Below are 25,462 nucleotides of genomic sequence, written 5' to 3'. Positions count from 1 at the left end.
GCGAAGATCACGCAGCGAAAGTCTCGCGCAGCAGCGCCTGTGCCCGTCGATACTGCGGCTCGTCCATCAATGCGGCCCATGACGGCGCGTCGCCGCGCGGACGCATGCGCGCAAGGCGCTGCTTCGACTCGTTCGATTGCGTGACGCGCAGCGCGTCCAGTACCTTTCCTGCCTCGTCGGGCTGATTGCAGATCAGCACCATGTCGACACCCGCTTCGAGCGCGGCCGTGGCCGCTTCCGTCAGCGTGCCGCCCTGGCGCGCCGCTTCCATCGACAGATCGTCGCTGAAAATCGCGCCCTCGAATCCCAGCTTGTTGCGCAGGATGTCCTGGATCCACACACGCGAAAAACCGGCCGGCTTGCTGTCGATCTTCGGATAGATCACATGCCCCGGCAGCACCGACGCGAGCGAGAGTCCGAGCCAGTCATACGGCGCGACGTCTTCGCTGAGAATCTGGTCGAGCGTACGTTCGTCGACGGGCACAGCCACATGCGAGTCCGCCGTCGCGAACCCGTGACCGGGAAAATGCTTCCCGCAGTTCGCCATGCCCGCGAGCGCGAGGCCGTGATTCAGGCTCTTCGCCAGCATCGTCACGACGCGCGGATCGCGATGGAACGCGCGATCGCCGATCACCTGCGAGTGACCGTAGTTCAAATCGAGCACGGGCGTGAAGCTCATGTCGATGCCGCACGCGCGCAACTCGGATGCGAGCACATAGCCGACTGCCGTCGTGACTTTGGTCGCGCGCAGCACATCCTCGTCCCACAGCGCGCCGAGCTTGCCCATCGACGGCAGCACGGTGAAGCCATCGGTGCGAAAGCGCTGCACACGGCCGCCTTCGTGATCGACGGCGATCAGAAGGTCGTCGCGAGTCGCGCGAATCGCGTCGGTCAGCGCGACCAGTTGCGAGCGGCTTTCGAAGTGACGTGCAAACAGGATCACGCCGCCCGTCATTGGGTGCGCGAGGCGGCGCTCGTCATCGGCGTTCAGGGCTTTGCCGACGACGTCGAGCATCACCGGGCCAGGAGTCAGTTTCATCGGATTCGTGAAGTAGAGGAAAGAGCGCGGCGACGCCTGTGACGCGCGTCCCGTCTCGCATGGAGAATCAGTCGGCAGTATCGGGCGTCTCGGCAATCACGAACGACACCGCGTAATCGCGTTCGTCGGACAGCGTCACGCGCGACGTGATGCCGCGTTCAGCGAGCCAGTCGGCGAGTTCGCCCGACGCCACACACGTCGGACGTCCGCTCGGCTCGTTCAGCGTCTGCAAGGCGCGCCACGTCATCGGCCAGCGCATGCCGAGGCCGATCGCCTTCGAGAAAGCTTCCTTGACGGAGAAGCGGGTCGCGAGAAATGCGAGGCCGCGCGCCTGCGAGCGCGCATGGCGCGCGTGATAGACGCGCAACTCATCGGGTCCGAGCACCTTCTCGGCGAAGCGCCCGTTGGTCCGCTGCATCACTGCCGCGACGCGGCTGACCTGAACGATGTCGGTGCCGATGCCGTAGATCGCCATACGCGTGCCGTTTGTCTGCCTGGTTATGCGCGCGCCGCAAGACGCGCGGCGACCATGATCGCCTTCATCTCGCGCACGGCGTTGTCCCAGCCCGCGAAGATCGCATGTGCGACGATCGCGTGGCCGATATTCAGTTCGACGATGCCTTCGATCGCCGCGATCTGCTGGACGTTCGTGTAGTGAAGGCCGTGACCTGCGTTCACCTTCAGGCCCAGCGACGCGCCGAACTCGACGCCGCGCACAATGCGTTCGTATTCGCGCTGCTGCTCGCTTGCGTCGTGCGCTTCCGCGTAGGCTCCCGTGTGAAGTTCGATAACGGGCGCACCTGCTTCGTGGGCGGCGCGAATCTGGGCCTCGTCGGCATCGATGAAGAGCGACACGCGCGAGCCGGCGTCCGCCAGTTGCTTGCACGCGGCGCGTACCGCCTCGAAGTGCCCGGCGACATCGAGGCCGCCTTCCGTCGTCAGCTCCTGGCGCTTTTCCGGCACGAGACACACATCATGCGGCTGCACTTCGCACGCGATGTCGAGCATTTCCTGCGTCACCGCGCATTCGAGGTTCATGCGCGTCGTTAGTTGCGGACGCAACGCGCGCACGTCGGCGTCGACGATGTGGCGGCGGTCTTCACGCAGATGCAGCGTGATCGCATCGGCGCCCGCTTCTTCCGCCTGAAGCGCGGCGCGGATCGGATCGGGATAGGACGTGCCGCGCGCGTTGCGCAGCGTGGCGACGTGATCGATGTTCACGCCGAGGTCGATCACATTCGGAGAAGTCAGGAAGAAGCTCATAAGTTCTGCAGGTCGATCAGGATCTGGCGCGTCGCGAGCGGCGTGCCGCCCAGATAGATGTTGAGCAAAAAGCGCATCAGCGTCTTGCTTTGCGCGATGGTCTGCGCTCGATGGTAATCGTCCTGCTCCATATCGAGCAAGGTTTGTCCGCTGATGACGGGCCAGTTCGACGGATACTCGTCGGACGCTTCGCGCACGCCGCGCTCGGGATCGAACACGTAGCGGCCATCGGGCACCACGGCCTTGCGCGCCACTGTACGATTGAGCGACATCGCGTAACCCGTCTCGCGCAGCAGCACGCGCTCAAACGAACGCAGCACCTGCACGGGCGGTTCGTCGTGCGCAAGGCGCGTCAGGGTCACGACATAATGATGGAACAGTTGTGGATGCGGATCTTCACGTGCGAGAAACTTCACGAGTAGCTCGTTCACGTAGAAGCCGCACAGCAGCGCGTCGCCCGTCAGGGGCAGCATTCCGCCGACCCACTCGGCGCCCGTCAGCGTGCGCATTTCCGATTTGCCGGACCAGTTGAGCGACAGCGGCTGGAACGTTTGCAACACGCCGCGCAGTGCGGAATGCGGGCGCTTGGCGCCCTTCGCGACAAGCGCGATGCGGCCGTGATCGCGCGACAGCACGTCGATGATCAGACTCGTTTCACGGTATGGATAGCTGTGCAGGACGAAGGCGGGCTGTTCGCCGATGCGGAATTCGGAGGCAGCGGCGCGCGGCACGCGAGACGGCGAACGGCGCGCCGATGTTTTACGCGGCGTTGCTACGGCATGGCCGCCATCCTCCGAAAAATCGTCGCCGCTTTTGCGCGACGTGCCGCGCTTCACGGAACGCGCGGGACGCGCCGGTTTGGCTGGCGCCGGCGGCGCGAACGGTTCGTCCCGCGCGCCCGTGGCGTCGTCGGAGTCGACGTCAGGATCGGCTTCGGCCGGCAGCGTCATCCACGCGTCGGCGCGGGTACCCGAGGCGTCATCATGCGTAATCTCATTCGTAACCATAGGCACGGAGTCCGGCTTCATTGTCCGCCCAGCCACTCTTCACCTTGATGAACGTCTCGAGATACACCGGGCCGTCGAACAGCTTTTCCATGTCAAGGCGCGCTTCCGAGCTGATCTGCTTCAACTTGGCGCCCTTCTGGCCGATGATCATCGCCTTGTGCGTATCGCGCTCGACGAGAATCGTTGCAAAAATGCGCCGCAGGCGCCCTTCCGTCTCAAACTTGTCGATCAGCACGGTGCTGGTGTACGGCAGTTCGTCGCCTGTCCAGCGGAACACCTTTTCGCGCAGGATTTCGGCGGCAAGGAAACGCTCGCTGCGATCGGTCAGGTCGTCTTCGCCGTAGATCGGATCGCCCTGCGGCAGATACGGCTTGACTGTCGTCAGCAGACGCTTGATGTCGTCGGGATTCCTGGCCGATAGCGGCACGATTTCCTTGAACTCGCGCGCCGCACTCATCTGCTGCATGAACGGAAACAACGAATCCTTGTCGCTCACGCGGTCGAGTTTGTTCGCGATGAGCAGCGTCGGCGCAGAAGCGGGAATCAGGTCGAGCACTTTCTGGTCGTCGGGACCGAAGCGTCCGGCTTCGATCACGAACAACACGGCATCGACGGAGGTCAGCGTCGACGTCACCGCGCGATTGAGCGAGCGGTTCAACGCTCCGCTATGACGGGTCTGGAAGCCGGGTGTGTCGACGAAGATGTACTGCGCGTCGTCGAGCGTATTGATACCCGTAATGCGATGGCGCGTCGTCTGCGCCTTGCGCGACGTGATGCTGACTTTCTGTCCGACGAGCGCGTTCATCAGCGTCGACTTGCCGACGTTCGGACGGCCGACGATCGCGACCATGCCGCAGCGGAAACCAGTGGGAGTGGAAGCGTTCATATTCGTACTACGGCAGGTTCGGGTGGGCGCGCATCATCGAGCGCGCATTCACGTGATATTGCGTTCAATGACCGGCATCGGCCACGCGGGTATGCACCGCGCCGGCGACGCCGGGTTCGAGATCGCCCGTGCTTGTGCCGGGCGCGGCCTCGCGAGCGCGGGACGCGGGTTTGTCTGCGCTGCGGGCGTTGGTGTCGGGTTTTTCGGCGGGCTTGTCAGCAGGTTTGTCCACCGCCTTGTCGGGGGCTTTGTCCGCTGCGCGCGACTGCGCGTCGGGCTTATCCGCGCCCTGCTGACGCTCGGTTTGACGCTCGACCGGCTTCAGCGCCGCTTCCGGTCGGTCCGCGCTCTTTTCCTGCGCGACTTTCTCGGCTGCAGCGCGGTCCGCGATCCGCGCCGGCCGCTCGCCCTTCTCGCCGCGATCGGCCTTGTCGCCGCCCCCAACGTCCTGGCTATATTCCACATGCGCTGCGCGGATGACGGCGAGCGGCGCGCCGGCAGCCGCCTGTGCAGCCGACGGCACCTCCGGCCCCACCGGTTTCGCCTCGGCCCGTGACGCGCGTTCGGCCCTGCGGCTGTCGGGCGCCCGCAGATCGAGCGCAGCCTGCACGCCCGTCACGCCCGGCACGATTTCGGCTTCCTGCCTGGTCGCGCGAGCGCCCTTCGAGCGCTTGGTCTTGGATACTACGGCAGGCGCCGCAGCCATCACCTCGTCGAGCGCCTTTTTCGCCGCAGCCTGCTCGGCCGCGCGACGGCTAGCGCCTGAACCGGACACTTTCACGTCCAGCTTGGGCACCGTGCACTCCACCTCGAACTGCTGATTGTGTGCCGCACCATGCGTGGCGACGACGGTGTAGGTCGGCAGGGGAATCTTGTGACCCTGCAGGTATTCCTGCAGCAGCGTTTTGGCGTCCTTGCCGAGCGTGCGCGGATCAATGTGATCGAGAATCGGCACGTAGAGCCGCTTGATGACCGTTTGCGCCGCGTCAAAACCGCCGTCGAGGAAGATTGCGCCCAGAATGGCTTCCAGGGTATCGGCCAGAATGGACGGACGGCGGAAGCCGCCGCTGCGCAATTCGCCTTCGCCGAGCCGCAGTCCCTCGGAGATATTCAGCGCCTGAGCAATCTCATACAGCGACTGCTGTTTGACGAGATTGGCGCGAACGCGGGACAGATCACCCTCGTCCAGCTTCCCGAAACGTTGGAACAAAAGCGCGGCCACCGCGCAGTTCAGAACGGAATCGCCGAGAAATTCCAGCCGCTCATTATGCGTGGCACTGTGACTGCGGTGAGTTAAAGCCTGTCGCAACAATTCCGCATTGCGAAATTCGTAGCGCAAACGGCTTTCCAACGGAGATAGGGGCATGTGCAGAGTATAACGCGGGCGCATCACGGGGCGGAAACGCGGCCCCGGCGCCGAAAAAGCGTGTTGTAGCGATGTTACCGCGCGTTCTTAAAGTAGCGTGATAACACGCCGCATGGAATGCACGACGTGTTGCGCGGGTTCAGCGTGCATCGTTGTGTCGATGCGCAAAAGGCAATCACTGGAAGCCGCCAATGCGCTTCAGGTTGCTGAAGTTCATCCAGATGAAGAACGCCCGACCGACGATGTTCTTGTCGGGTGCAAAGCCCCAATAGCGGCTGTCCGCACTGTTGTCGCGGTTGTCGCCCATCATGAAGTAGTTGCCCGGTGGCACCTTGCACGTCACGCCATGCGCGTCGTACTTGCAGTTATCGCGATACGGATAATCCTCCGCACCGACGATGAAAGGCGGCACCGCGGGGTTATTCAGAATGCGGTTCTTTCGGCCGTCGATGTCTTCTTCAAACTGCTTTGCGTAGCCAATGCGCTCTTCGTCGAAGTAGTCGGGCAGCGGCGTTTCGGGTACCGGCTTGCCATTGATCGTGAGCTGCTTGTCTTGATACGAGACGATGTCGCCCGGCAGACCGATCACGCGCTTGATGTAGTCGACCGATTCGTCCTTCGGGTAGCGGAACACGACGACGTCGCCACGCTGCAGCGGGCGGCCTTCCGTGATCTTCGTATTTGTGATGGGCAGACGGATGCCGTAGTCGTACTTGTTGACAAGGATGAAGTCGCCGACCAGCAGCGTCGGCACCATCGAACCGGACGGAATCTTGAACGGCTCGACGACGAACGAACGAACAACGAACACGACGAGAATCACCGGGAAAAAACTCGCCGTGTATTCGAGCCACCACGGCTGGCGCAGTTTCTCCTCACGCAGACGCGCGCGCGTGGCGGGCGCGTTTTCGTCCGCGAAGCGCTCCCCGATACGCGCCTGCTGATTGTCGAACTCGGCGACGGCTGCGTCAGCAGCCCGACGCCGTTTCGGCAGGAAAACCAGTTTGTCCGCGACCCATGCCACGCCCGTGAGAATCACGAGCACAAAAAGAATCAGCGCAAAATTCATAGGGTTCCAGTTCTTTAGTCTTATTTGTCTTCGACGCGCAGAATCGCGAGGAAAGCCTCTTGCGGGATCTCGACGGAGCCGACTTGCTTCATCCGCTTCTTGCCTTCCTTCTGTTTTTCCAGCAGCTTCTTCTTACGTGTGATGTCGCCGCCATAACACTTGGCAAGAACGTTCTTGCGCAGTGCCTTGATGTTCTCGCGCGCGATGATGTGTGCGCCGATGGTGGCCTGGATCGCGACGTCGTACATCTGTCGCGGAATGATTTCGCGCATCTTCGACGCGACTTCACGGCCGCGATACTGGCTCTGCGAACGGTGCACGATGACGGATAGCGCGTCGACCTTATCGCCGTTGATCAGCATGTCGACCTTCACCACGTCCGACGCGCGATATTCCTTGAACTCGTAATCCATCGACGCATAGCCGCGCGACACCGACTTCAGACGGTCGAAGAAGTCGAGCACGATTTCGCCCATCGGGATCTCGTACGTCAACTGCACCTGGCGGCCGTGATATTGCATGTTGATTTGCACGCCACGCTTTTGCGTACACAGCGTGATCACCGAGCCGACATAGTCTTGCGGCATGTACAGATTCACAGTGACGATCGGCTCGCGCACTTCTTCGATCTTCGACGGGTCCGGCATCTTGGCCGGGTTCTCGACCATGATCGTCGTACCGTCGCGCTGAACGACCTCGTAGACCACGGTCGGCGCGGTCGTGATCAGGTCCATATCGAACTCGCGTTCGAGACGTTCCTGGACAATTTCCATATGCAACAGCCCGAGGAAGCCGCAGCGGAAGCCGAAGCCGAGTGCCTGGGACACTTCCGGCTCGTACATCAGAGATGCATCGTTGAGCTTGAGCTTTTCCAGCGATTCGCGCAGGGCGTCGTACTGGTTCGCTTCGACGGGATAGAGACCAGCGAACACCTGTGGCTTCACTTCCTTGAAGCCGGGCAATGGTTCCGGCGCCGCGTTCTTCACGGTGGTCACGGTATCGCCGACCTTCGCAGCCGTCAGTTCCTTGATACCCGCGATGATGAAGCCCACCTGCCCCGCCGACAGCGACTCGAGATTCTTCGACTTGGGTGTGAACACGCCGACGTGCTCGACGGGATACTCGGCGCCCGTCGCCATCAAGCGAATGCGGTCCTTGGGACGCAGCGTGCCGTTGACGATGCGCACCAGCATCACGACGCCGACGTAGTTGTCGAACCACGAGTCGATGATCAATGCCTGCAACGGCTGGCCCGCGTCGCCCTTGGGCGGCGGCACCTTGGCGATCAGCGCTTCGAGCACGTCTTCGACGCCCATGCCCGTCTTCGCGCTGCAAGGCGTCGCGTCAGCTGCGTCGATGCCGATTACGTCCTCGATTTCGGCGATCGCGTTTTCCGGGTTGGCTGCAGGCAGGTCGATCTTGTTGAGCACGGGCACGACCTCGACGCCTAGTTCGATCGCCGTGTAGCAGTTCGCGACAGTCTGCGCCTCGACGCCCTGACTCGCGTCGACGACCAGCAGCGCGCCTTCACACGCGGACAGCGAACGGCTGACTTCATAAGAGAAGTCGACGTGCCCGGGCGTGTCGATCATGTTCAGGTTGTACAGCTTGCCATCGCGCGCGCGATACGACAGTGCAGCCGTCTGAGCCTTGATGGTGATGCCGCGCTCGCGCTCGAGATCCATCGAGTCGAGAACTTGTGCTTCCATCTCGCGGTCCGAGAGACCGCCGCAAATCTGGATGATGCGATCGGCGAGCGTCGACTTGCCGTGGTCGATGTGCGCAATGATCGAAAAGTTACGAATATGATCCATTCAGTGCCGATCAAGCGAAAAAGGCGCGCTCGGACGATTGCGGAGCACGCCTTGTAAGTAAGTGAAAAACTTATCTATTTTAGCCGAAAAGGGGGGCGCCGGGCGCGACTTCCAGGTAGCGGGAGCCATTCGTGCTATCGGGACACCTGTTCGCGGCTTGCCGGTCATCGTCGCGGCGTTGCCGAATGAGCCGTCAACGCAGCGCGCAAACGCGTTTCGTCGAGATGGTAATGACACAGCTCGACGCCCTCGAGAACCAGCACGGGCACCCAGTCGTTGTAACGTGCTTCGAGCGCAGGATCGGCATCGATGTCGATCACTTCAAGCTGCATGCCGAACTCGGTCAGGAAGGGCCCCAGCGCCGCACGCATGTCATCGCACAGGTGGCACCACGCACGCCCGTAGAGCGTAAGCGATGCCCCCGGGCCGATCGCGTTCGTCACTTCGACGCGCGCGGACGAACGGGCACGAACTGCGTGTTTTCCCCGCGGCGGACCAGCAGCGCGACCATCTTCGACGCGTCGAGATGCGAGGTGACTTCTTCGAACTGCTTCGCGCTCGTGATATCCGTGTCGCCAACGCGCAGGATGATGTCCCCGCGTTGCAAGCCCACACGCGCGGCCGGACCGTCGACGGCATCGACCTGCACGCCGTTATGCAGCTTCAGCGACTTCATCTGTTCGGCGGGGATATCGCTGACCGCCACGCCCAACGCGTTCGATGCACGCGGCTTGGGCGTCGGCGCCTTCTTCTGGTCGGCCTTCGCGGCCTTCTCAGGCTGCATTTCGGCGACGGTCACCGGCACCTCGCGGGTCTGGCCTTTGCGCCACAGCGTGATCGTCGCCTTCGTGCCCGGCTTCGTATCGCCGACCATGCGCGGCAGATCCGTCGCCGTGTCCACGTTGTGACCGTTGAACTTGAGGATGATGTCACCAGGTTGCACGCCTGCCTTGTCGGCCGGGCCGCCCGGCTCGACGCTGCTGACGAGCGCACCCTGCGCCTTCGGCAAGCCGAGCGAATCCGCAACGTCTTTCGTCACCTCTCCGATCGCGACGGCAATCCGTCCGCGCACGACCTTGCCCGACGCCTTCAGCTGATCGGCGACGCGCATCGCTTCGTCGATTGGAATCGCGAACGAGATGCCCATGAAGCCGCCCGTCCGGCTGTAGATCTGCGAGTTGATGCCAATCACCTCGCCCTGCATGTTGATCAGCGGGCCGCCCGAATTGCCTGGATTCACGGCCACATCCGTCTGGATGAACGGCAGATAGTCGCCCGTGTCGCGCCCCTTCGCACTGACGATGCCCGCCGTCACCGTGTTCTCGAGCCCGAACGGCGAGCCGATCGCGACAACCCACTCGCCGACGCGCACCTTGTTGGAATCGCCGATCGGTACCGTCGGCAGGTTCGCTGCATTGATCTTGACGACGGCCACGTCCGTGCGCTCGTCGACGCCAATCAGCTTGGCCTTGAATTCGCGTTTGTCAGTGAGCGTCACGTAGATCGTGTCCGCGTCGTCGATCACGTGCGCGTTAGTCATCACGTAACCGTCCGGCGACAGGATGAAACCCGAGCCGACGCCGCTGTTCTGCTCGGTATCGGGACCGTTGTCGGGCGATTGATCCTGGTCGTTGTTGCCGTTGTTACCGCCCCGCGGCGAATTCGGCGTGCCCGGCGACTGCGGCGAGTTAGGCATCGGAATGCCGAAGAACCGCCGGAAGAACTCAGACATGTCGCCGTCGTCCATGCCGGGCGGCAACCCGCGCGTGCTGTTGGAGACGCGCGCCGTGGTGCGAATGTTGACGACGGCCGGCCCGACCTTGTCGACCAGATCGGTGAAATCGGGCAGATTGGCAGCAGGCGCCGCCGACGCCGTGTGCGGCGCGAGCGGCAGGCAAGCCACCAGTACTGCGGCCGCGAAGAATTTGCGCACCGAGAGAATCGTCATGTCGTGGGGAACCGAAGGATTACCTGGAAGGCTTGTATTCTATGGCAGCCGCAAATTGCTGCAACGTGGTCTGAGGCACTTCCCCGAGCAAGGTGATCCAGAAATCCCCGCGCCGCTTCACCAGCACGTGGGTTGCGCCGCTGTTCCCCGCCCCTTCCTTACGGGTGCTTTTTTCGACCGGCTCGATGAAGATCGAGATCGCTGCAAGGCCGTCGGAGAACACCATCTGGTCGACCGGGATAGGCGGATTGGACGGATCATGCGCCGCCATCGGCCGACGCAGCTCGCGAATCTTGCGGAAACCCGCAACGGGCGAGGTGAGCTGCCAGCCCTGCGCTTCCATGTCGACGGGCTCGACGGGCGGACGCACGACGGTCCAGCCGGATGTGTTCTTGATGCCGGACGCGATGGGCGTCTTGTCAACGGGGACGCCGATGCGAATCTGCGAGAACGACATCTGTTCGAGCACCTGGCCGCTCGGGTCGAGCGTCTGCGCGCGCAGCAGCAGGCCCGTTTTCGTGTCGGCCCACAATTTGTACGCAAAGCGGTTCGCGTCCTTCGGATCCAGCTCGATCACTTCGCTGTCGACGCCTGCGACGCGATCCGTGCCGAGCATCTTCGGTTCGTAGACGGTCAAAACCTGCTCGCCACTCGCCGACAGCAGCGCCGGGAACGAGTCCTTGTTCTGCCGCTTCTCGACAACACACAGATGCCGCTCAGGCACGAATGTATAGAGTTCGTCGTTATGACGCAGCAACTTGCGCGGCTTGCCGTCCAGGCTTTCCAGCGATTCGAACTCGCCGTCGTTATGTGTCGCGTAGTGGGAAATGCGCGAGGACTGCACGAAGTTGCCGCGCTGATAGACGAACGCGCCTTCGTAGTTTTGCTGCTGCGCGGCCTGATGGATCCGGTTAAGCAGTTCCGCCGCGCTGTGCCGGGCGGCAGAATCGTCGGTTTGCGCAAAGGTGCGCGACGTAGCGGACAAGAGCACGGCTGCGCAGAACAGGATTGCCGGCAGCCGCCCCCAGATGGTCGTTTTTTTCAACCGCAGACTCTGCATCAGACTAGTGGCCCTGCGTGGTCAGAGAAGCCGCGCGGAGCAACGGCATCGAACCCGATACGACAGGCTGCAGGCCGAACTGTTGATGCGCTTCCAGATATTGGTCGAGGCTTGCGTCGCGGATGATGTTGCCGTCTGATACTTCCGCCTGGGCCGTGGTCGCGGCAGGCATCGAAGCCATTGCCACGCGCTGCACCGAGTCCCCGTGCGGCGCGACCGACGCGACCTGCGTCACGCCCGCACCCGTGTCGATGCCCGACAGCTGCGGCATCACGATCCACGTCAGCGTCGCGGCCGCAGCCGCCACGGCGAATGCGGGAATCACTCGGCGGCGCAAGGCGAGCAGACGGCGTGCGGCCGGCATGGCAGCCGGTGCGAGCACATGCGCCTCGTTTTCGAAGCGGGCCGAAAACCCCGCCAGAAAGGCACTGCTGGTAGCCGGGCTGACAGCCAGATCGTCGGAACGCAGCGCGTCGCCGATCAGGTGATAGCACGACCATGCCGCGCGATCTTTTTGATCCAGCGCGGCCAGAATTGTGTTCGGATGCTCGCCGTCGAACAGTTCACCGTCGACGAAAGCAGACAGAAGCTCGGCATGCGAGCTTGCTTGCGCGTTTGTTTGCATTGGCACCGAAACCGACCCCATGATGCTCCCCATCTTTCAGACATCCCGTAGTGACACCACTTGACCCAGATACTGCGCCGCTGTCCGCGAGGCCGGCTGGCCGCTGTCCAACAGCCGCTACCAGCGCTTGCCTTCGGGTGTGTCAAGCAGCGGACGCAATTTTGCCGCAATGGCCTCGCGAGCGCGGAAAATTCTCGATCTGACGGTGCCGATTGGGCAGCCCATCATCTCGGCGATTTCCTCGTAGCTCAGACCTTCAATTTCACGAAGAGTTATGGCGGTGCGCAGCTCTTCCGGTAAAACCGCCATCGCAGCATTGACCGTCTCAGCGATCTGTTTGCTCATCAACATCGACTCGGGCGTGTTGATATCCCTTAGTTGGTCGGCATCCGAGAAAGTTTCCGCTTCTTCAGCATCTGCTTCCGTCGAAGTGGGCGCTCGCCGGCCTTGGGTCGCAAGGTAATTCTTGGCCGTATTGACGGCAATACGGTACAACCACGTATAGAACGCGGACTCGCCGCGGAATTGGGGCAGCGCCCGGTATGCCTTGATGAAGGCATCCTGGGCCACGTCCTCGACCTCGGCAGGATCCCGCACGAGGCGCGAGATCAGCCGGATGATCTTGCGGTGGTACTTTGAGACCAGAAGCTCGAACGCGGCCTTGTCGCCGTTCTGAACGCGTTCAACCAGCACCTGATCTATTTCTTTTTCGCTCACCTGATAAATCCGTTAACTTTTGCGCGTGTAGCGGGGCACCATTGTAGCGTCCCCTTCACCTCGGCACGTTACGCCCGTAACACCCGTTACAGTCTTTACAGTCAAGGCGCGCAGCCACGCCGGGACGTCCCGTCAGATGCGCGCCTCACGTCTGGCGAGCACAGAGAGTTCACGAAAAACATCGCGGTCAAGCATGTCGACCGCGAGTAGCAGCTGCTGCAATCTGCCCCCGTCTTCTTCGAGACAGAGCATCAGCAGGCTGTCGCTCCATTGGCTGCATCCAACGATACGGCCTTCGGCGCGCAATATTCCCGCCCAGCTCCAGACCGACAGCCCTTCCGGCCCGATTTTAAGGGCGCCCGGCTGATTGCGCCCATCACGGACGGCGGCCAGCGAGAGAATCGCGAAAACGGCCAGCCCCGCCAGCACTGCGGGACCGATGCCCCAGCGCGCCCTGACTGTGGCACAGACCGCGGCCACAGCAGCGATGACGAAAATCGCGGTCGCCAGATGCAATGCGGCGGACCGCCGCAGCGCAATGCGTTGCGAGGGTCCGCCGATTAATGCGGGAGCGGGAGCGGGCGCGTGAGCCGGCTCAGCCGGCCGCGAGGATGCCGCCGTCAAGCGATCAGGCGCGCTTGAAAACCAGCGTGCCGTTCGTGCCGCCGAACCCGAACGAGTTCTTCAGCGCGACGTCGATCTTCATCTCCCGCGCCGTGTTGGCGCAGTAGTCGAGATCGCATTCCGGATCCTGGTTGAAGATGTTGATGGTCGGCGGCGACACCTGGTGATGCACAGCCAGGACCGTGAACACGGACTCCAGACCGCCCGCACCGCCCAGCAGGTGACCCGTCATCGACTTTGTCGAATTTACGACGATCTTCTTCGAGTGATCGCCGAATGCGCGCTTGATGCCCGTGGTTTCGGCGAGGTCGCCGAGCGGCGTCGAGGTGCCGTGCGCGTTCAGGTAATTCACCGAATCGGGGTTGACGCCAGCGTTCTTCATCGCTGCGATCATGCAGCGGCGTGCGCCGTCGCCGTCTTCGAGCGGGGCCGTCATGTGATACGCGTCGCCGCTCATGCCGTAACCGCCGACTTCCGCGTAGATCTTCGCGCCGCGCGCCTTCGCATGTTCGTACTCTTCGAGCACCATCACGCCCGCACCCTCGCCGAGCACGAAACCGTCGCGGTCCTTGTCCCAAGGACGGCTCGCCGTCGCCGGATCGTCGTTACGCTGCGACAGCGCGCGCGCCGCCGCGAAGCCGCCGATGCCGAGGGGCGAAACGGTCGATTCCGCGCCGCCCGCGATCATCACGTCGGCGTCGCCGTACTCGATCAGACGCGATGCCTCGCCGATGCAATGCAGACCCGTCGTACAAGCCGTCACCATCGACAGGTTCGGACCCTTCAGGCCGAACTTGATCGACAGATGACCGGAGATCATGTTGATGATCGACGCCGGCACGAAGAACGGCGAAATCCGGCGCGGGCCGCGATTCAGCAGTTCCGTCTGCGTGACTTCGATCATTGGCAGGCCGCCGATGCCCGAACCGACCACGACGCCAACGCGTTCCGAGTTCGCATCGGTGATTTCGAGGCCGCTGTCCTGCATCGCCTGGATGCCGGCAGCCACGCCGTAATGGATGAACGTATCCATATGGCGCGCTTCCTTGCCGGCGATGTAGTCTTCAATGTTGAAGCCCTTCACCTCACCGGCGAAACGTGTGGAGAAGTTCGACGCGTCGAACTTCGTGATGTTGGCGATGCCAGACTTGCCGGCGACCAGATTGGCCCAGCCGTCGGCAACATTATTGCCAACAGGCGAAATAAGCCCCAGGCCTGTAACAACAACACGACGACGGCTCACGGTAACCCCTTTTCCATAGATGACAAAACAAAAGCCACAGGAGCGCACAGGAAAGCGCCCTGTGTGCCCTGTGGCTGTTTAACCTGACGATCGTGCTGACCAGGGCGCTGACGAATACGCTGACCGGTGCACTGGCGGCAACGCCAGAACTTGCACCAGTAAGCGCAATGGCGAAAGAGCCGATAAATGCTTTATCGGCCAGTGCGCCTTGAACGACGCCGTCAGGCTCGCGCGCATGCGCATTGGCATTGACGCCTGCCCTGCTTGCGCCATCCGGCGCATCAAGGCTACCGGCACGACGGACCCTGCGGACTTCGCAGCAGCCGAAGCAGCCAGCCAGGCGCGAATGACCTTTAGGCCTTGACGTTAGCGCGAGCGTAGTCGATCGCTTGCTGAACCGTCGTGATCTTCTCGGCTTCTTCATCCGGAATTTCCATGCCGAATTCGTCTTCGAGAGCCATCACCAGTTCGACCGTGTCGAGCGAGTCAGCGCCGAGGTCGTTCACGAACGATGCTTCGTTCTTGATTTCCGCTTCAGCAACACCGAGTTGCTCTGCAACGATCTTCTTGACGCGCTGTTCAATATTGTCCATTACCCCTCCAAGGGAAAAAGTTCATAAATACAGGTGCGCGCATTTTATCAGGTTTGCATCTGTAAAAAAGCGGCGCACTGGGTTGCTGTAAAGCCGTTCCGTCCACGCCGCGAATGGCATTGCGGCGCGGATAGTAACCGAATTCGATTACGACATATACATGCCGCCGTTCACATGCAGCGTCGTGCCGGTGATATAACCGGCCCGGGGCGATGCGAGGAACGTGACAGCATGAGCGATATCTTCCGGACTGCCAAGCCGGCCGAGCGGAATCTGCGCCTTCAGCGCGGTTTGCTGCTCTTCGGGCAAGGTCTTCGTCATGTCGGTATCGATGAAGCCCGGCGCGACGCAGTTCACCGTGATATTACGGCTGCCTATCTCGCGTGCCAGCGCACGCGTCATGCCCGCTACGCCCGCTTTCGCGGCCGCGTAGTTCGCCTGACCGGGGTTGCCCGCCGAGCCGACCACCGACGTGATGTTGATGATCCGGCCGCCGCGTGCTTTCATCATCGGGCGCAGCACCGCGCGCGACAGGCGGAATACGGACCGGAGGTTCGTATCCATCACGTTGTCCCAGTCTTCGTCCTTCATGCGCATGGCAAGCTGGTCCTGCGTGATGCCCGCGTTGTTCACCAGCACGTTGAGCGCGCCGAATTCCTTCACCGTACCGTCGATCAGCGTTTCGATACCAGCAGCGTCGTTGACGTTGAGCACCGCGCCGCGGCCGTTCAGGCCTTCGGCCTTGAACGCTTCCGAGATTGCGTTCGCGCCGCTTTCGCTCGTTGCCGTGCCGATCACCATCGCGCCCTGACGCGCGAGTTCGATGGCGATTGCGCGACCGATGCCACGCGAGGCACCCGTCACGATCGCGATCTGTTTATCGAGAGTCTTTTCCATCGTTCAATTCCGCATTCCCTGCACACGCAGGCTGTTTGATTCGTTGCTGCCGCACAAATGGACGTTCAGGCCGAGACGACTTTCAGCACTTCGTCGAGGGTGGCGGGATCGACGATTGCCGCGCCGACCAGGTTAGCGTCAATACGCTTGGTCAGACCCGCCAGCACCTTGCCGGGACCACATTCGATCACATGCGTGACGCCCTGTTTCGCGATGGACTGCACGCATTCGACCCAGCGCACGGCACCCGCCGCCTGACGCACCAGCGCATCCTTGATGCCGGCCGGCTCGTTGACGATAGCCACGTCGACGTTGTTCACGACGGGGATGGACGGCACCTGCACGTCGACGCTCGCCAGGTACTCGCGCAGCTGATCCGACGCGGGCTTGAGCAGCGACGAATGGAACGGCGCGGACACGGGCAGCGGCAGCGCGCGCTTCGCACCCTTTGCCTTCGCGACTTCGCACGCCTTTTCAACGGCGGCCTTGTGACCGGCGATCACAACCTGCGCAGGCGCGTTAAAGTTGACAGCTTCCACGACGCCTGCCGCCGATGCTTCCTTGCAAACTTCGCGCACGGTGTCGTCGTCGAGGCCGAGAATCGCAGCCATGCCGCCTTGGCCGACGGGCACTGCATTCTGCATGGCCTGCGCACGAAAACGCACGAGCGGCACCGCGTCGCGGAACTTCAACGCGCCGCCGGCGACCAGCGCCGTGTATTCGCCGAGGCTGTGGCCGGCCACGATTGTAGGCGCAGGACCACCTGCCGCTTGCCATGCGCGAAAGATTGCGTAAGCAGCCGTCAGCATCACAGGTTGGGTGTTGGTGGTCAGATTCAGGTCTTCAGCCGGGCCCTCGGCGATCAGCTTGCCGATATCCTGGTTGAGCGCGTCGGACGCTTCCTGGAGGGTTTCGCGCACGATCGCGTTGTCGGCGAACGCATTGAGCATGCCGACCGCCTGCGAGCCCTGCCCCGGAAAAACGAACGCAAATTTCATATCGTCCCCAATTCGATGAGTTCAAATGTGCGTGATGCACGCATGGCGTGCGCTACGGCTTGAAGCGGCGTCTGGCGCCGCTGCGCGCGGCCATCAGTAACGGATGACCGATGCGCCCCATGTAAAGCCGCCGCCGACGCCTTCGATCAGCACGTTATGGCCCCGCTGGATGCGTCCGTCGCGGACCGCGACATCGAGCGCGAGCGGAATCGACGCCGCCGACGTGTTGCCGTGCTCGTGCACTGTGACGACCATCCGCTCCTGCGGCAGGCCGAGCTTGCGGCACGTGCTCTGCATGATGCGGATGTTGGCCTGGTGCGGAATCAGCCAGTCGATCTGTTCGGGTTGAAGATCGGCTTTCTGCAGCGCCTCGACCGCGACTTTTTCCAGCACGTTGACAGCCAACTTGAACACCGCCTGCCCGTCCATGTGCAGGAACGCACTGCCTTGCACGATGCCGCCGTTCACGTTGCCCGGCGTGCAGAGAATGTTCGAATGACTGCCGTCCGCGTGCAACGCGCTTGCCAGTACGCCCGGCTCGTCCGATGCCTGCAGGACGACGGCGCCCGCGCCATCGCCAAACAGCACGCACGTGGTGCGGTCGTTGAAATCGAGAATGCGCGAGAACGTTTCAGCCCCGACCACCAACGCAGTACGATGTTGCCCGCTTCGAATGAAGCTGTCAGCCGTCGCAACGGCATAGGCAAAACCTGAGCACACGGCCTGCACGTCGAACGCGGCGCCGTTGTTCTTGATGCCCAGCTTGTTCTGCAGCAGGCAGGCTGTGCTCGGAAACACGAAGTCCGGCGTCGACGTGGCGACGATGATCAGATCGATGGCCTGCGGATCGACATCGGCGGCTTCGATCGCCCGTTGCGACGCGATCAGTGCGAGGTCGCTGGTCGTGACGTCAGGTTCGGCGAAGTGGCGCGCGTGGATGCCCGTGCGGGCCACGATCCATTCGTCGCTCGTCTCGATTCCCTGCTTCGCGAGACGAGCGGCCAGATCCTGATTGGAAACGCGGTTGGGCGGCAGATAGCTGCCCGTGCCCAGCACGCGGGAATAGGTAGTGGATTGAGCCATTATGCCTTCGAGGATTGTGCGCTGTAGGGCTCGGCCGGCTGGCCAGAAACCGGACCTGCGATCGGGCTAGCCATCTGGCTCGCGGAACCCGGCCCGCCTGCGTCGCGCTTCGCCTGTTCGAGTGAACCCGCGTTCTCCTCCATCGCGCGGGCAAGGCGTTCAAGAACGCCATTTTTGACGGCATCATACCCGCGTTTGATTGCCCACTCAAACGCATAGGCGTCCGCCGAGCCGTGGCTCTTGATTACCAGCCCGCGCAGGCCGAGCAGCGCCGCGCCATTGTACTGGCGGTGATCGACGCGCTTCTTGAAGCGCAGCAGCACAGGAAGCGCGAGCACGGCCATCACCTTGGTCAGCCACGAACGGCCGAACTCTTCCTTGATGATGTCGGACAGCATCTGCGCAAGGCCTTCGGACGTCTTCAGCGCAACGTTGCCGACAAAGCCATCGCAGACGATCACGTCGACGGTGCCTTTGTAGATATCGTTGCCTTCCACGTTGCCGCGGAAATTGAGGGTGCTGGTACGTAGTAGTTCGCCCGCGCGCTTGATGATGTCGTTGCCTTTGATCACCTCTTCGCCGATATTCAGGAGCCCGATGCTCGGGCGCTCCTTGCCTTCGACGGCGGCCACCAGCGCGTGCCCCATCTCCGCGAACTGCAGCAGATGCTGCGGCTCGCAATCGACATTCGCGCCGAGGTCGAGCATCGTCGTGTAGCCGGTGGGATTGGGCAGGGCGAACGCAATCGCCGGACGTTCGATGCCCGGGAGCGTTTTAAGGACATAGCGGGAAACGGCCATCAGCGCGCCGGTGTTGCCGGCGGAGATGCAGGCCTGCGCCTCGTCGTCTTTGACGCGATTGAGCGCCACGCGCATCGACGAGTCTTTCTTCTTGCGAAGCGCGACCTCGACGGGATCGTCCATCGCGACGATCTCGGATGCGGATACGACCGTGAGTGCCGGATTGTCTGCCGCTTTCAGCTTTTTGAGCTGCGCACGAATCGCGCTTTCGATGCCAACGAGCATCAGATGCGCATCGGCGTGCGAGCGAACGAAGTTGACAGCAGCGGGAACGGTCACGGACGGGCCGTGGTCGCCTCCCATGCAATCTATCGTGAGCTTTACAGTCATGGAATGCGACGAATTTCAGGCACAAAAAAGCGGCAGTTGAATGCCGCCTTTTTGATCAACCGGGAAAATGTCAAGCGAGCCGATCGCCACGCGTAACGCCAATGGGCCAGACCCAGTTGAGCGCAATGCTGGACGATTAGTCGTTTTTCGTCTTGACGACTTTCTTGCCGCGATAGTAGCCGTTCGGGCTGATGTGGTGACGCAGATGCACTTCACCCGTGCTCGGCTCAACTGCCAGCGGCGCTGCGTTGAGGAAATCGTGCGAGCGGTGCATGCCGCGCTTCGACGGCGACTTCTTGTTTTGTTGAACTGCCATGATAACTCCTGAAAATTTTCCGAATTCTAACACAGCCCGATGCGGCAACCGCCATAGGCCACGTGGCTAAGCCACCGTGTCCGGCGCACCTCATCGCGCCCCCTTGCAACTGTTCAGTGCTTCTTGCCGCCGGACCCGCCCGACTTCAGGCCTTCGAGCGCCGCAAAAGGATTCGGCCGCGCGGGTTCTTCACCCTCTTCGGCTTCGCCCTCGGCGGCCTCTTCGTCTTCCAGCCCGGCTACGCCCGAGGTGAGACTCTCGTGCACTTCGGGGCAGATGTCGTGCTTCGGCACGAGCGGCAATGAAAGCAGCAATTCCTCTTCGATCAAGTCGACAAGATCGAACTGGCGTGACCCAACGATCACATCGACTTCATCCTCGTCGAGAGGAAACTCTTCAGCTTCCTCTTCGGTATTGACGATCCGGTAAGTCGCATCGACGTTGAAGGCCTGCTCGTACGGAGACAGGCAACGCTGACATTCCAGCCACGCGGCGCCGTGAATCGCGAGCCTCAGGTACGGCTGCGGCCCTTCGGTGCCGTCGTCCTGCAATTCCGGCTGCGTCGTCCCTTCGGCTTGCCAGGTGAACGCGGTATCGCGGTCTGGCGCTTCCTCCGGGACTTCGTTTAACATGCGCGGCAGTTGCGAGACGCGCACGGTACCCGCGGCCTGACGTCCACTGCGTGCGAATTCGAACAGGTCGAGTGCGCGCGGGTCGACGAGACCAGCAGGTTTGCCAGGATGTTGAGTCATGTGCGCTCCTGCGTCGGCAAGGATTTCAGCCGGGTAAGTCACTATGCCCTGCTGGCTGGCGCTGAAATGACGAACAGAAGTCCGTCCGGGGCGCCATTTGGCAAAGCATACCGATGAAAAGCCCAAAATCATATCTGTTTTGTCTTTTCGAGTCAAACACTTAAGGCGCGCTGCGCGGACATGTCCGCGCCCTGCCTTTCACACCCCGATTTACCGACCGATCAAGATTCTTCCCCAGCATGCCCGAATCCTCCAAACGCCCGCCCCGCCTGATCCTGGCATCGAGTTCACCCTATCGGCGCGAATTGCTCGAGCGCCTGCGCATCCCGTTCGACGTCGTCGTGCCCGCCATCGACGAAACGCCACTCCCCGGCGAATTGCCCGAACAAACCGCGCTGCGCCTCGCGCAGGCAAAAGCCCGCGCCGTCGCCGTGGCGCTTGCGGGCGACGGGCGCGCGCTCGTCATTGGCTCTGACCAGGTCGCGACCTACGACGGCCATCAGATCGGAAAGCCCGGCACGCATGAAAAGGCGCTGGCGCAACTGCAGGCAATGCGCGGCCGCGAGGTGCGCTTCCATAGCGCGCTTTGCCTGCTCGACAGCGTATCCGGCGGCGTCCAGACGATTAATGCAATCACCAAGGTACGCTTTCGCGACCTGCCCGATACCTTGCTCGACGCCTATCTGCGCGCCGAAACGCCGTACGACTGCGCAGGCAGCGCGAAAGCGGAAGGCCTCGGCATCGCGCTGCTCGACGCCATCGAATCCGACGATCCGACCGCGCTGATCGGCCTGCCGCTGATCGCTCTGACGCGCATGCTGCTAGCCGCGGGCTATCCACTGCTGGCGGAGGCACGATGAGCGGCGTTCTCTACCTCATCCCCAATACACTCGGCGAAGGCGACACGGCCGCGCTCGATGCCGTCCTGCCCGCGCCCGTGCGCGCACGCGCGGCGGCCCTGCACTATTACATAGGCGAGAACGCGAAAACGACACGCGCATTCCTGAAGAAGGTCGACACGGAGCGGCCGATCCAGGAAATCGAGATTCGCGAACTGAACGTCAACACACCGGCCGGTGATATCGACAAACTGCTGGCGCCAGTCCTGGCGGGGACCGATGCGGGTCTCGTGTCAGAAGCCGGATGCCCCGCTGTCGCCGACCCGGGCGCGCTGCTCGTGCGCCGCGCGCATGAGCGCGGCGTGAAAGTGGTCCCGTTGGTCGGGCCCAGCTCGATCCTGCTCGCGCTGATGGCGTCGGGACTGAATGGCCAGAGCTTTGCGTTTCAGGGCTACCTGCCCGTCGACGCGAACGAACGCGCGAAACGCCTGCGCGAACTCGAACAGCAGTCGCGCAAAGCAAAGCAGACGCAAGTCTTTATCGAAACGCCGTACCGGAATCGGGCGTTGCTCGATACGTTGATCGCGACGTGCGCGCCGTCGACGCTCGTGTGCGTTGCTGTCGATCTGACGCTGGAAGGTGAAACGATTGTCACCCAGACGGTCGCCGACTGGAAGAAGAAGCCGGCGCCTGAACTCCACAAGCGCCCGGCGATTTTTCTGATTCTGGCGAACTGACGCCCAGGAAGGCGGCCGCCAGATGTCGGCCGCCGCTCCCAGGCTCCCACGAGCACTTATCGCAGGTTCAATTTCCCGATCGTAGCCATCGCGCGCACGGCACCGCCGCCGACAGCCGCGCCGAACTTGCGCGCCACACGATCCGTGATGCTCTCTTTCACCGTGTAATCGACCACGTCGGGCGCCTTGATGATTTCGCGAGCGACGTAGTTCGTGTCGCCGAAGCCGTCGGCGAGACCCAACTCGACGCTCTTTTCCCCAGTCCAGAAGAGACCGGAAAAAATGTCAGGGTTGTCCTGGAGCCGCTTTCCGCGCCCCTGTTTCACTGCATCGATGAATTGCGCATGGATTTCGTCCAGCATCACCTGCGCGTGGGAGTCCATCTTCGGCGTATCGGGGGAGAACGGATCATAAAAGCCCTTGTTCTCCCCAGAAGTGCGCATCCGGCGCTGAATGCCGAGCTTATCCATCAGCCCTGTGAAGCCGAAGCCGTCCATCAGCACGCCGATTGATCCGACGATGCTGGCCTTGTCGACGTAGATCTTGTCGGCCGCCGCCGCGGCGTAGTAACCGCCCGAAGCGCACATGTCGCCGACGACGACATAAAGCGGTATTGCCGGATACTTGCCGCGCAATCGCCGGATTTCACGGTAAATGATGCCCGCCTGGACAGGACTGCCACCCGGACTGTTGCAGCGAAGGACGACGCCTGCCGTACCTGCGTCGTCAAACGCATTGGCCAGCGCCATGTCGATATCTTCAGCGTTCGCGTTAGTATCCGACGCGATTTCGCCGTCAAGTGTCACGAGCGCCGTATGTCGCCCACTCGTGGCCACCTTCTCGCCGCTGAAATCGAGCACCGCCCATGCGATCAGGACGAGTACGCCGAGAAAGACGAAGCGGAAGAAAATGCGCCAACGCCGGGCAGTGCGCTGTTCGTTGATGGCTGCAAGCGCGACCCGCTCGAGTGCGGCGCGCTCCCAGTTCGGCTCGTCGCCAGATACCCGGCGCGCTTCACGGCTCGCCGCAGCAGGTTCCTTCGGATCGGGAGTCAGATTGTCGGACATGCGTTGCCGCCGATTGAAATCGAGTTGGGAAAGACTGCGGGGAAATCAGGCAGACGCCGGACGCAGATCAGCTTCGGGCAGCCAAAATACGGCACGGCCTCCCGGGGTATCGCGCTCGGCGACGTGCAGCGGCCGAAGCCTGCCGCCGCGGCACGGTCCACCCACACATTTGCCTGTATCTGGCGCGTAAATCGCACCATGTGTCGCGCACATCAAGTATAGGCCCGACGACTCGAAGAACTGTCCCTCGTTCCAGTCCAGTTCCATCGGCACGTGCGCGCACCGGTTCAGATAACCATAGGCAACGCCGTCATAGCGGACAAAAAACACCACAGCATCGCCGCCTGCGTGCGTCGCGTCGATGCGAACGCCCGCGCCGCCGTCCACGAGTTCCTCCGACGCGCACACGCGCACCGGTTCGAGCGCAGCGTCCGTCATGCGTGCTCCCGCAGCCAGCCCGACAGCGATGCGATGCTGTCCGCGACGAATTTCGGTTCCAGCGCCGCCAGCGAACGGGCGGGATGCGCGCCATAAGTGACGCCGACGCCCGCCACGCCCGCGTTGATCGCCATCTGCAGGTCGTGCGTGGTATCGCCGATCATCAATGTGCGCACCGGATCCTGCCCCAGTTCGCGTGTCAGCTCGTGCAGCATGGCGGGATGAGGTTTCGAGAACGTTTCGTCGGCACAGCGGGTGCCGTCGAACAGGCTCGTCAGTCGCACCTGATCCAGCGCGCGGTTGAGGCCGACGCGGCTCTTGCCAGTCGCGATTGCGAGCAGATAGCCCTGATCTCGCAGGTCCGCCAGCATCTCGCGCACGCCCGCAAACAGCTCGGTCGTCTGATCCTTCACCAGATAGTGAAAGCGATAGCGCTCGGCAAGCCGCGGATAATCCGCCGGATCGAGCGTCGGCGCCGCGATCTGGAGCGCGTCGCGCAAGCCAAGACCGATCACGAAACTCGCGGCCTCGTCGGCGGGCACCGGCAACCCGAGGTCGCGGCACGCCGCCTGGATGCTGCGCGTGATATGGACGGTCGAATCCATCAACGTACCGTCCCAATCGAAGACGATCAGATCAAATTGCTGTCGAGCCATGCGTTCCCGTCTCGTTATGTGATTGTGTGTGCTCCGCCGTCCGGCCAGCCATTTCGGCGAGCTGCGCGAGGAAACGCTTGCACTCCGCCGGCAACGGCGCATCGAACTGCACCGTCTGTCCTGATGCCGGATGCGTCAGTTTAAGCCTGTATGCATGCAGGAACATGCGCTTGAGGCCGAGATTCGCGTTCGCACGCGCAAGCGCCTTGTTCAGTGCGAAATCGCCATACTTGGCGTCGCCGACGATGGGTAACCCCAGGTGCGCCAGATGGACTCGAATCTGATGAGTCCGGCCCGTTTTCAGTTCCGCCTCCAGCAGCGCGTAGTCCGGCCAACGCTCGATCAGATTGAAAACCGTGTGCGATGGCAGGCCGTCCGGCTGCACGCGCACGCGCCGCTCGCCATCTGGCAGCAAATACTTGTGCAGCGGCTCCTTCACCGCGCGCCGGCGGCCCCAGTCGCTCGCCCACTCGCCGTGCACGCATGCGTAGTAGCGTTTGTCCATCCTGTTTTCGCGAATCTGCTCGTGAAGATTGACGAGCGCCGCGCGCTTTTTCGCGAGCATCAGTACGCCCGAGGTTTCGCGGTCCAGCCGATGCACCAGTTCGAGGAACTTTGCCTGCGGGCGCGCCGCGCGCAATTGCTCGATCACGCCGAACGCGACGCCGCTGCCCCCGTGAACGGCTACTCCCGCCGGCTTGTCGATCACAAGCAGATGGTCGTCCTCGAACAGGATGTCGAAATGCGCGGACGGCGCCAGTGCATGCGCCGGCTCATCGCTTTTTGCGATGCGGATGGGGGGCACACGCACCAGATCGCCGTGAGCCAGCCGATACTGCGCATCGACCCGCCCTTTGTTTACGCGCACTTCCCCGCTGCGCAGAATCCGGTATATGTGGCTTTTCGGCACGCCCTTACAGACGCGCAACAGGAAATTGTCGATCCGCTGACCGGCCGCACTGTCGTCGATTTCGAGCATCGAAACCTGATCGCCAGCGACACCCGTCACCGATTTCTGGGATATTTTGCCTAACTCTTTCATTCTGAATATAATTTGCCCAGCAGTCTGCGGTGGCCGACCATATAGGATCGGCGCATTAAACCGAATCGCGGGTGGATTGCGCAGGTGCAAGCGATAAAACGTTATTTTACTTGCGCCGGGGGCTGGTTGCTCGCCCTGAAAATGAGATGCAACAAGTTGCACGCACGGTGCACGACACGGCAGGGACGGCGCCCACAGGCACGTTCGGTCATGGCCGGCACCGTCGGTAACGGAATTTTGGTCAAAAAGAATT

29 protein-coding genes are annotated in these 25,462 nt (G+C 62.4%); 3 read left to right on the top strand and 26 right to left on the bottom strand.

Annotated elements, in window-relative coordinates:
* Window positions 1-7 precede the first annotated feature (7 nt).
* The 20 genes from nagZ to plsX form a co-directional block, all read right to left on the bottom strand.
* Complete coding sequence (nagZ, locus tag BPHY_RS04275) at window positions 8-1,039, bottom strand: beta-N-acetylhexosaminidase (protein ID WP_012400254.1); 1,032 nt, start codon at window positions 1,037-1,039, stop codon at window positions 8-10.
* Between the two features lie 67 nt (window positions 1,040-1,106).
* On the bottom strand, window positions 1,107-1,514 hold the full coding sequence (gene acpS / locus BPHY_RS04270; RefSeq protein WP_012400253.1) for a holo-ACP synthase: 408 nt from the start codon (window positions 1,512-1,514) through the stop codon (window positions 1,107-1,109).
* Window positions 1,515-1,537: 23 nt separating this feature from the next.
* The gene (pdxJ, locus tag BPHY_RS04265) at window positions 1,538-2,302 is read right to left on the bottom strand and encodes a pyridoxine 5'-phosphate synthase (protein ID WP_012400252.1); all 765 of its coding nucleotides are present in this window, start codon (window positions 2,300-2,302) and stop codon (window positions 1,538-1,540) included.
* Complete coding sequence (gene recO, locus BPHY_RS04260) at window positions 2,299-3,309, bottom strand: DNA repair protein RecO (protein WP_012400251.1); 1,011 nt, start codon at window positions 3,307-3,309, stop codon at window positions 2,299-2,301. Before recO ends, pdxJ begins: the two co-directional genes overlap by 4 nt.
* Window positions 3,296-4,195, bottom strand: coding sequence for a GTPase Era (gene era / locus BPHY_RS04255; protein ID WP_052306058.1), 900 nt, complete (start codon window positions 4,193-4,195; stop codon window positions 3,296-3,298). Before era ends, recO begins: the two co-directional genes overlap by 14 nt.
* Before the next feature lie 64 nt (window positions 4,196-4,259).
* Entirely contained in the window at window positions 4,260-5,561 is a 1,302-nt protein-coding gene (gene rnc, locus BPHY_RS04250) for a ribonuclease III (RefSeq protein ID WP_041763723.1), read from the bottom strand.
* Between the two features lie 175 nt (window positions 5,562-5,736).
* Window positions 5,737-6,630 (bottom strand): signal peptidase I, encoded by an 894-nt coding sequence (gene lepB / locus BPHY_RS04245; protein WP_012400248.1) that lies wholly within the window; start codon window positions 6,628-6,630, stop codon window positions 5,737-5,739.
* Window positions 6,631-6,650: 20 nt separating this feature from the next.
* On the bottom strand, window positions 6,651-8,444 hold the full coding sequence (gene lepA, locus BPHY_RS04240) for a translation elongation factor 4 (protein WP_012400247.1): 1,794 nt from the start codon (window positions 8,442-8,444) through the stop codon (window positions 6,651-6,653).
* Window positions 8,445-8,608: 164 nt separating this feature from the next.
* On the bottom strand, window positions 8,609-8,887 hold the full coding sequence (locus BPHY_RS04235) for a glutaredoxin family protein (protein ID WP_012400246.1): 279 nt from the start codon (window positions 8,885-8,887) through the stop codon (window positions 8,609-8,611).
* Window positions 8,884-10,392 (bottom strand): DegQ family serine endoprotease, encoded by a 1,509-nt coding sequence (locus tag BPHY_RS04230; RefSeq protein ID WP_012400245.1) that lies wholly within the window; start codon window positions 10,390-10,392, stop codon window positions 8,884-8,886. The genes BPHY_RS04235 and BPHY_RS04230 overlap by 4 nt, the downstream gene beginning before the upstream one ends.
* A 19-nt stretch (window positions 10,393-10,411) precedes the next feature.
* Window positions 10,412-11,452, bottom strand: coding sequence for a MucB/RseB C-terminal domain-containing protein (locus BPHY_RS04225; RefSeq protein WP_012400244.1), 1,041 nt, complete (start codon window positions 11,450-11,452; stop codon window positions 10,412-10,414).
* Window positions 11,453-11,456: 4 nt separating this feature from the next.
* Window positions 11,457-12,098 carry a sigma-E factor negative regulatory protein gene (locus BPHY_RS04220; protein WP_041763722.1) on the bottom strand — a complete coding sequence of 214 codons (642 nt, stop codon included), beginning with the start codon at window positions 12,096-12,098 and terminating at the stop codon, window positions 11,457-11,459.
* A gap of 96 nt (window positions 12,099-12,194) precedes the next feature.
* Window positions 12,195-12,794 (bottom strand): RNA polymerase sigma factor RpoE, encoded by a 600-nt coding sequence (rpoE, locus tag BPHY_RS04215; protein ID WP_012400242.1) that lies wholly within the window; start codon window positions 12,792-12,794, stop codon window positions 12,195-12,197.
* Between the two features lie 132 nt (window positions 12,795-12,926).
* Entirely contained in the window at window positions 12,927-13,418 is a 492-nt protein-coding gene (locus BPHY_RS04210; RefSeq protein WP_322789024.1) for a protein YgfX, read from the bottom strand.
* Between the two features lie 4 nt (window positions 13,419-13,422).
* A complete protein-coding gene (fabF, locus tag BPHY_RS04205) occupies window positions 13,423-14,661 on the bottom strand; it encodes a beta-ketoacyl-ACP synthase II (protein ID WP_041763284.1) in 1,239 nt (412 codons plus the stop codon).
* A 353-nt stretch (window positions 14,662-15,014) separates the two neighbouring features.
* Window positions 15,015-15,254 carry an acyl carrier protein gene (acpP, locus tag BPHY_RS04200; protein ID WP_004197638.1) on the bottom strand — a complete coding sequence of 80 codons (240 nt, stop codon included), beginning with the start codon at window positions 15,252-15,254 and terminating at the stop codon, window positions 15,015-15,017.
* A gap of 147 nt (window positions 15,255-15,401) precedes the next feature.
* Window positions 15,402-16,151, bottom strand: a complete 750-nt coding sequence (gene fabG, locus BPHY_RS04195; protein ID WP_012400239.1) for a 3-oxoacyl-ACP reductase FabG — start codon at window positions 16,149-16,151, stop codon at window positions 15,402-15,404.
* Between the two features lie 65 nt (window positions 16,152-16,216).
* Window positions 16,217-17,149 carry an ACP S-malonyltransferase gene (gene fabD / locus BPHY_RS04190; protein ID WP_012400238.1) on the bottom strand — a complete coding sequence of 311 codons (933 nt, stop codon included), beginning with the start codon at window positions 17,147-17,149 and terminating at the stop codon, window positions 16,217-16,219.
* A 93-nt stretch (window positions 17,150-17,242) separates the two neighbouring features.
* Window positions 17,243-18,232, bottom strand: coding sequence for a beta-ketoacyl-ACP synthase III (locus BPHY_RS04185; protein WP_012400237.1), 990 nt, complete (start codon window positions 18,230-18,232; stop codon window positions 17,243-17,245).
* A complete protein-coding gene (gene plsX, locus BPHY_RS04180; RefSeq protein ID WP_244257685.1) occupies window positions 18,232-19,335 on the bottom strand; it encodes a phosphate acyltransferase PlsX in 1,104 nt (367 codons plus the stop codon). Before plsX ends, BPHY_RS04185 begins: the two co-directional genes overlap by 1 nt.
* On the opposite strand from plsX, the gene BPHY_RS43040 reads away from it, so the two are divergent.
* Complete coding sequence (locus BPHY_RS43040) at window positions 19,261-19,458, top strand: hypothetical protein (protein ID WP_244257689.1); 198 nt, start codon at window positions 19,261-19,263, stop codon at window positions 19,456-19,458. The two genes, plsX and BPHY_RS43040, sit on opposite strands and share 75 nt — an antisense overlap.
* A 40-nt stretch (window positions 19,459-19,498) precedes the next feature.
* On the opposite strand, the gene rpmF is transcribed toward BPHY_RS43040, so the two are convergent.
* Window positions 19,499-19,678 (bottom strand): 50S ribosomal protein L32, encoded by a 180-nt coding sequence (gene rpmF, locus BPHY_RS04175; protein WP_012400235.1) that lies wholly within the window; start codon window positions 19,676-19,678, stop codon window positions 19,499-19,501.
* Between the two features lie 113 nt (window positions 19,679-19,791).
* Complete coding sequence (locus tag BPHY_RS04170) at window positions 19,792-20,430, bottom strand: DUF177 domain-containing protein (RefSeq protein WP_012400234.1); 639 nt, start codon at window positions 20,428-20,430, stop codon at window positions 19,792-19,794.
* Between the two features lie 239 nt (window positions 20,431-20,669).
* Here BPHY_RS04170 and BPHY_RS04165 point away from each other — a divergent pair, with 239 nt between their 5' ends.
* Window positions 20,670-21,290, top strand: coding sequence for a Maf-like protein (locus BPHY_RS04165; protein WP_012400233.1), 621 nt, complete (start codon window positions 20,670-20,672; stop codon window positions 21,288-21,290).
* Window positions 21,287-22,006, top strand: a complete 720-nt coding sequence (locus tag BPHY_RS04160) for an SAM-dependent methyltransferase (protein ID WP_012400232.1) — start codon at window positions 21,287-21,289, stop codon at window positions 22,004-22,006. Before BPHY_RS04165 ends, BPHY_RS04160 begins: the two co-directional genes overlap by 4 nt.
* 56 nt (window positions 22,007-22,062) lie before the next feature.
* Here BPHY_RS04160 and BPHY_RS04155 read toward each other — a convergent pair whose 3' ends face one another.
* The 4 genes from BPHY_RS04155 to BPHY_RS04140 are packed head-to-tail and all read right to left on the bottom strand — an operon-like array spanning window position 22,063 to window position 25,209.
* Window positions 22,063-23,073, bottom strand: coding sequence for a S49 family peptidase (locus BPHY_RS04155; RefSeq protein WP_012400231.1), 1,011 nt, complete (start codon window positions 23,071-23,073; stop codon window positions 22,063-22,065).
* A 45-nt stretch (window positions 23,074-23,118) separates the two neighbouring features.
* Complete coding sequence (locus BPHY_RS04150; RefSeq protein WP_012400230.1) at window positions 23,119-23,511, bottom strand: Rieske (2Fe-2S) protein; 393 nt, start codon at window positions 23,509-23,511, stop codon at window positions 23,119-23,121.
* Window positions 23,508-24,167, bottom strand: coding sequence for an HAD-IA family hydrolase (locus BPHY_RS04145; protein WP_012400229.1), 660 nt, complete (start codon window positions 24,165-24,167; stop codon window positions 23,508-23,510). Before BPHY_RS04145 ends, BPHY_RS04150 begins: the two co-directional genes overlap by 4 nt.
* The gene (locus tag BPHY_RS04140) at window positions 24,148-25,209 is read right to left on the bottom strand and encodes an RluA family pseudouridine synthase (RefSeq protein WP_012400228.1); all 1,062 of its coding nucleotides are present in this window, start codon (window positions 25,207-25,209) and stop codon (window positions 24,148-24,150) included. Before BPHY_RS04140 ends, BPHY_RS04145 begins: the two co-directional genes overlap by 20 nt.
* Window positions 25,210-25,462: the final 253 nt, after the last annotated feature.

The organism is Paraburkholderia phymatum STM815, assembly GCF_000020045.1.
Taxonomy (GTDB): domain Bacteria; phylum Pseudomonadota; class Gammaproteobacteria; order Burkholderiales; family Burkholderiaceae; genus Paraburkholderia; species Paraburkholderia phymatum.
The sequence above is the reverse complement of the archived record's forward strand: the minus strand, read 5'-3'. Positions and strand labels throughout refer to the sequence as shown.

Coding starts and splice junctions, on each gene's coding strand:
- BPHY_RS04230 (WP_012400245.1), bottom strand. CDS start 10,392: ATGACGATTCTCTCGGTGCGCAAATTCTTCGCGGCCGCAGTACTGGTG.
- BPHY_RS04150 (WP_012400230.1), bottom strand. CDS start 23,511: ATGACGGACGCTGCGCTCGAACCGGTGCGCGTGTGCGCGTCGGAGGAA.
- BPHY_RS04155 (WP_012400231.1), bottom strand. CDS start 23,073: ATGTCCGACAATCTGACTCCCGATCCGAAGGAACCTGCTGCGGCGAGC.
- fabD (WP_012400238.1), bottom strand. CDS start 17,149: ATGAAATTTGCGTTCGTTTTTCCGGGGCAGGGCTCGCAGGCGGTCGGC.
- nagZ (WP_012400254.1), bottom strand. CDS start 1,039: ATGAAACTGACTCCTGGCCCGGTGATGCTCGACGTCGTCGGCAAAGCC.
- pdxJ (WP_012400252.1), bottom strand. CDS start 2,302: ATGAGCTTCTTCCTGACTTCTCCGAATGTGATCGACCTCGGCGTGAAC.
- rpmF (WP_012400235.1), bottom strand. CDS start 19,678: ATGGCAGTTCAACAAAACAAGAAGTCGCCGTCGAAGCGCGGCATGCAC.
- BPHY_RS04170 (WP_012400234.1), bottom strand. CDS start 20,430: ATGACTCAACATCCTGGCAAACCTGCTGGTCTCGTCGACCCGCGCGCA.
- BPHY_RS04160 (WP_012400232.1), top strand. CDS start 21,287: ATGAGCGGCGTTCTCTACCTCATCCCCAATACACTCGGCGAAGGCGAC.
- era (WP_052306058.1), bottom strand. CDS start 4,195: ATGAACGCTTCCACTCCCACTGGTTTCCGCTGCGGCATGGTCGCGATC.
- BPHY_RS04165 (WP_012400233.1), top strand. CDS start 20,670: ATGCCCGAATCCTCCAAACGCCCGCCCCGCCTGATCCTGGCATCGAGT.
- recO (WP_012400251.1), bottom strand. CDS start 3,309: ATGGTTACGAATGAGATTACGCATGATGACGCCTCGGGTACCCGCGCC.
- acpS (WP_012400253.1), bottom strand. CDS start 1,514: ATGGCGATCTACGGCATCGGCACCGACATCGTTCAGGTCAGCCGCGTC.
- BPHY_RS04145 (WP_012400229.1), bottom strand. CDS start 24,167: ATGGCTCGACAGCAATTTGATCTGATCGTCTTCGATTGGGACGGTACG.
- acpP (WP_004197638.1), bottom strand. CDS start 15,254: ATGGACAATATTGAACAGCGCGTCAAGAAGATCGTTGCAGAGCAACTC.
- lepB (WP_012400248.1), bottom strand. CDS start 6,630: ATGAATTTTGCGCTGATTCTTTTTGTGCTCGTGATTCTCACGGGCGTG.
- BPHY_RS04225 (WP_012400244.1), bottom strand. CDS start 11,452: ATGCAGAGTCTGCGGTTGAAAAAAACGACCATCTGGGGGCGGCTGCCG.
- BPHY_RS04185 (WP_012400237.1), bottom strand. CDS start 18,232: ATGGCTCAATCCACTACCTATTCCCGCGTGCTGGGCACGGGCAGCTAT.
- BPHY_RS04220 (WP_041763722.1), bottom strand. CDS start 12,098: ATGGGGTCGGTTTCGGTGCCAATGCAAACAAACGCGCAAGCAAGCTCG.
- lepA (WP_012400247.1), bottom strand. CDS start 8,444: ATGGATCATATTCGTAACTTTTCGATCATTGCGCACATCGACCACGGC.
- BPHY_RS43040 (WP_244257689.1), top strand. CDS start 19,261: ATGCGCATCGGCGTGCGAGCGAACGAAGTTGACAGCAGCGGGAACGGT.
- fabG (WP_012400239.1), bottom strand. CDS start 16,151: ATGGAAAAGACTCTCGATAAACAGATCGCGATCGTGACGGGTGCCTCG.
- BPHY_RS04140 (WP_012400228.1), bottom strand. CDS start 25,209: ATGAAAGAGTTAGGCAAAATATCCCAGAAATCGGTGACGGGTGTCGCT.
- rnc (WP_041763723.1), bottom strand. CDS start 5,561: ATGCCCCTATCTCCGTTGGAAAGCCGTTTGCGCTACGAATTTCGCAAT.
- plsX (WP_244257685.1), bottom strand. CDS start 19,335: ATGGGAGGCGACCACGGCCCGTCCGTGACCGTTCCCGCTGCTGTCAAC.